Source organism: Bacillus sp. GMs2/2 (assembly GCF_050172095.1).
Taxonomy (GTDB): domain Bacteria; phylum Bacillota; class Bacilli; order Bacillales; family Bacillaceae_G; genus Bacillus_A; species Bacillus_A cereus.
Genome location: NZ_JBNLYE010000328.1, coordinates 1 through 4,407, shown reverse-complemented (window position 1 = coordinate 4,407; position 4,407 = coordinate 1). Strand labels below are relative to the sequence as shown.

Below are 4,407 nucleotides of genomic sequence, written 5' to 3'. Positions count from 1 at the left end.
GAATTATAACACAGCACGATTGTAAAAATATAATTAAATAACATAAATAACCTTTAGTGTATAAAACGGTTCTGGTGCAAAAATCCAAAGGCTCTTACAACTAATATCTTAATCTTGAACATACTAATAGTATGACTCTAAAAAGGAGCATAATCAGTTAATCTATTTTTACACCACAACCATGTTAGCCCCTATATAAAAAATACACCCCTTCTTTTCATTTTATTATTTCTTTTTACCTAGCGATTTAAGACCACGTTTAATAACATCATAGAAACTTAGAGATTGTGCCATATGACCTGGATCTACATATTCTCGTATAGCCCGAAGAACTTTCTTAGGCTCCTTAGAAGAAAAGGTGAAAATCCCATTTCTCTTCGTTTCAATTGCATAACGTGGAATCCATTTCCCCTTAAACATCACAGAGGCTATAACGTAATCTACTTCCTCCCACGGAATTTGAATAAATTTGCGCGTATCACGAGAATTATAAAATTCAAATCCTTTATCACCGACCATAATTTTCCCATAGTCTGTAAGTCCCGTAAAAGCAGTAGCATCTATTACTAAATCTACCTTTGTATTAATTGATTGAACCATCATATCCACTCCATTTCATTTATCCTATTTATAATTTGTTGCTTCAAACAATTAAGTCAATACAAAAAGTGGCTGAAACGATAATCGACAGCCACTTTTGTATACGAACTATTATCGATTTACGGGCTACTAATCTACACTTCAACCTCAACAATTCCTAAATAATAAATCTTAAGAATTGAAAACGTCAAAAACTTAAATTATAATAGTCCGATTACGTGACCAACTACCCCTACTACGAATAATGAAAGAATAATAACAATTGGGCTAACTTTTTTCTTCAGCAACCACATACACAAGAATGTTAGAAGCAATGCAGCCAAACCAGGAATTAATTGATCTAAGTTATCTTGCAAGGTAGTCACTTTTGTAGGTGACAGTGCCATTCCTGAGTTTACTTGTTCGAAAGATTGACGAATCCCTTCACCATTTCCAGGAAGTTTGTCCCACTCAATATACGCACCTTTATCTAACTGAACTTCAGATACAACTGGCTTAAATTTAATTGATACCCACCGTTCCACTAAGGCTGCAAGTACAAACATACCAAGGATTGATGCACCTTTTGTAATATCTTGTAATAACCCACCTGAAAGATCATCAGTAATTTTAGAACCGGCTTTATAACCAAATTCTTGTGTATACCACATAAATCCCCAACGAACCAGGTTCCAAGCTAAGAAGAAAAGGATTGGCCCAAGGATATTTCCCCCCATTGCTAATGATGCCCCTAAAGCACCTAACATTGGACGTAAAGTAAACCAGAATACTGGATCACCAACACCGGCTAAAGGACCCATCATCCCAACTTTAACCCCTTGAATTGCCACATCATCAACTTCTGCACCATTAGCGCGTTCTTCTTCAAGTGCTAATGTAACTCCTAGAATTGGTGAAGCAATATAAGGATGTGTATTGAAGAATTCCAAGTGACGTTTTAATGCTGCTTTTCGATCTTCTTTTGATTTATATAACTTTTTAATCGCTGGAATCATCGAGAAGGCCCAACCACCATTCTGCATACGTTCGTAGTTCCAAGAACCCTGAATAAATGTAGATCGCCATGCAACGGCTAAACGATCTCTTTTTGTTAATTGAATTTTTTCTGCCATTTGTCTTCTCCTCCTCCTGAATTAATAATCGTTTAAGATATCGTCAAGCGGGTCACCAGAGTTACCTCCACCACCATTTGAAGAACCACCCATTTTAGAAAGACTCAAATAAATAAGAGCTAAAGCCACACCCAATGCACCAAGAGCAATAAGTGTTAATTGAGAAATCGCAGCTATTACGAAACCAATAATGAAGAATGGCCATACTTCTTTTGTTGCCATCATATTAATAACTAATGCATAACCAACAGCAACAACCATTCCGCCACCAATAGCCATTCCATCGGTTAACCATGCAGGCATTGATTCCAAGAATCCTTGAACGCTTTGTGCAGGGATAAATAAAAGTGCTCCGGCAGGAATTGCAATTCGAATACCTTGTAAACACACCGCAGCGATGTGTAACACTTCAATTTTTTTTATATTTCCTTCTTCAGCTGCCGTATCCATCATGTGTACAATAGGAACAGCAAGTGTACGAACAATCATTGTTAAGAAAAGTCCTGCTACTGCAAGTGGTACCGCTACTGCAATTGCTGATGCAACACCGCTAACACCTTGTCCGCCTAATACTAAAATGATTGCTGATGCAACTGATGCCAATGCAGCGTCTGGCGCTACGGCAGCTCCAATATTTGCCCATCCAAGTGCAATCATTTGAAGTGTACCACCAAGAACAATACCAGCCTCCAGGTTACCTGTTACTAAACCGATTAGTGTACATGCCACTAGTGGTTGATGGAATTGAAATTCATCTAATATTCCTTCCATACCGGCTAGAAATGCAATTAGTATCACTAAAATTATTTCTATAGTAGACATTATGATCCCCCATTTCATTTAAATTTGCTATGTAACTACGATAATTCAACCTTCGCTTTTTTTAGAATATCATCCATGTTTGCACGAGAATCATTAGGTACTTTACGTACATCAAAATGAATGCCTTTTGCTTTCATTTTCTCGAAAGCCTCAACATCTTCTCTTCCCATAGAAAGAACCTTATTAACAACAACCTTTCCAGTTGAATGAGCCATAGAACCAACGTTAACTTCTTTAATATCCACACCACCCTCTATAACTCTCAGGACATCTAGTGGGTTTTCAAATAATACCAGTGCATTAGTATTACCAAAACGGGGATCTTTTTCAACCTCAATCATTTTGCTGATTGGAATAACATTGGCCTTAACCCCTGGTGGTGCCGCCTGTTCGATTAATTTTTTACGAAGATCGTCTTTAGACACTGCATCTGAAACTACGATAATACGATTTGGTTGTGTAGACTTTGTCCATGCAGTCGCTACCTGACCATGCAATAAACGAGAATCCACACGGACTAAAACGAACTTGATTTTCCCATCACCAACTACTGTACCGGGAGCAAGTCTGCCTTTTGCTTTTCCATCTTTTGCAACCGCGATATCAGTATTTTCTTTGGGTTCCAGCTCTTCAGGTTTAATTCTGACCCCTTCCTTCGCTGTTTTAATGATATGTGCTGCGATCTCTTGAGCAGACATAATTGATAAACGGGATGCATAAGCTTCAATCACCATTGGTAAGTTCAAACCAGCAACGATTGCCCAATTGTCTTTGTGTTCTTCATACAAGCCATTAGCTTGATTGAATGGAGTACCGCCCCATAGATCGACTAAAAATAATACCTCATCTTGATTATCAAAAGATGCAACTGCTGCTTCCATTTTTGCTCTCAAATCGTCTGGCCCTTCGTTTGGCATTAAGGTAACAGCTTTAACATTCTCTTGCTCTCCAAAAATCATTGCGCCAGATTGTAAAATGCCTTCAGCAAATTGGCCATGGCTTGCTAGGATAATCCCTACCATCTCTCTACCTCCTAAATATTTCATCCTAATTTTTTCTGAATTGACGCAATCAACACAACTTTTCTTCTTCATTTCATCACTCTTTAACTATTAAAAACCAACTTTTTCTATCTTTGAGAAAACCACCTCCTAGGCTATTTAAATCTCACTTCTTTTATAAAATTTTGTTTACTACTAAAAATGAGTTTGTGAATCTCCAATTCATCATTTTTCAAATCATTACTTAAAACACATAATTTCTTAGGTAAAAAGTTCATAATCTTATAAAATAACCCACCACAAGAAAACGCTCTCAAAATATAGAAAGAACATACCGTTGAAAATCGTTGTTTCAAATACACTTACTCTAAACCTAATCAACTATAAATAGAATGAGTTGCGTCAAACCAAATTAGGAGTAAAGCCCCACTTGCGAATTGCCTCATTGATAAGGAAAGCGTTTATCTCGAAAAACATGATTATCAATGCAAACAAACATGACAGAAATCAATTTAAAGTTCTTTCGAATGATAAAAATACCATGTAAGTTTTTAATTACGCATATGTTACTTACCAAAAGTTCAATTGAATGACAGACTATACATATTTATCCTTTTCTCAACTAAAGAAAAGCACTGTTATTCGTATAATGAAATCGATTCCACTTACTAAAAACATTGCCATTCTATCTGATAAGATGATTTATATCGCCTGCATACAAAATAGTAAACAAAAAAACAATAACTCCCTCTTACAAGTCAGAAGTTTGCTAAAGATAGCTATCTAGAAAACAGTTTATAGTTGGAGACAGAAATTTGATAAAAGAGTTGATTCGTCGCAAAGAATATTTGGCATTGGTATTTTTGATCTTG

Annotated in this window: 4 protein-coding genes; all 4 read right to left on the bottom strand. The window is 36.4% G+C overall.

Annotated elements, in window-relative coordinates; translation table 11 throughout:
- Positions 1-225 precede the first annotated feature (225 nt).
- The 4 genes from ACQGS6_RS23550 to ACQGS6_RS23535 all read right to left on the bottom strand — a co-directional run bounded on the left by ACQGS6_RS23550 (position 226) and on the right by ACQGS6_RS23535 (position 3,556).
- Positions 226-603: a DUF956 family protein gene (locus tag ACQGS6_RS23550; protein WP_396132434.1), complete on the bottom strand. Its 378-nt coding sequence runs from the start codon at positions 601-603 to the stop codon at positions 226-228.
- Between the two features lie 197 nt (positions 604-800).
- Positions 801-1,712 (bottom strand): PTS system mannose/fructose/sorbose family transporter subunit IID, encoded by a 912-nt coding sequence (locus ACQGS6_RS23545; RefSeq protein WP_426965694.1) that lies wholly within the window; start codon positions 1,710-1,712, stop codon positions 801-803.
- A gap of 21 nt (positions 1,713-1,733) precedes the next feature.
- Positions 1,734-2,534, bottom strand: a complete 801-nt coding sequence (locus ACQGS6_RS23540) for a PTS mannose/fructose/sorbose transporter subunit IIC (RefSeq protein ID WP_000103758.1) — start codon at positions 2,532-2,534, stop codon at positions 1,734-1,736.
- A gap of 35 nt (positions 2,535-2,569) precedes the next feature.
- Entirely contained in the window at positions 2,570-3,556 is a 987-nt protein-coding gene (locus ACQGS6_RS23535) for a mannose/fructose/sorbose PTS transporter subunit IIA (protein ID WP_426965695.1), read from the bottom strand.
- Between the last annotated feature and the right edge of the window lie 851 nt (positions 3,557-4,407).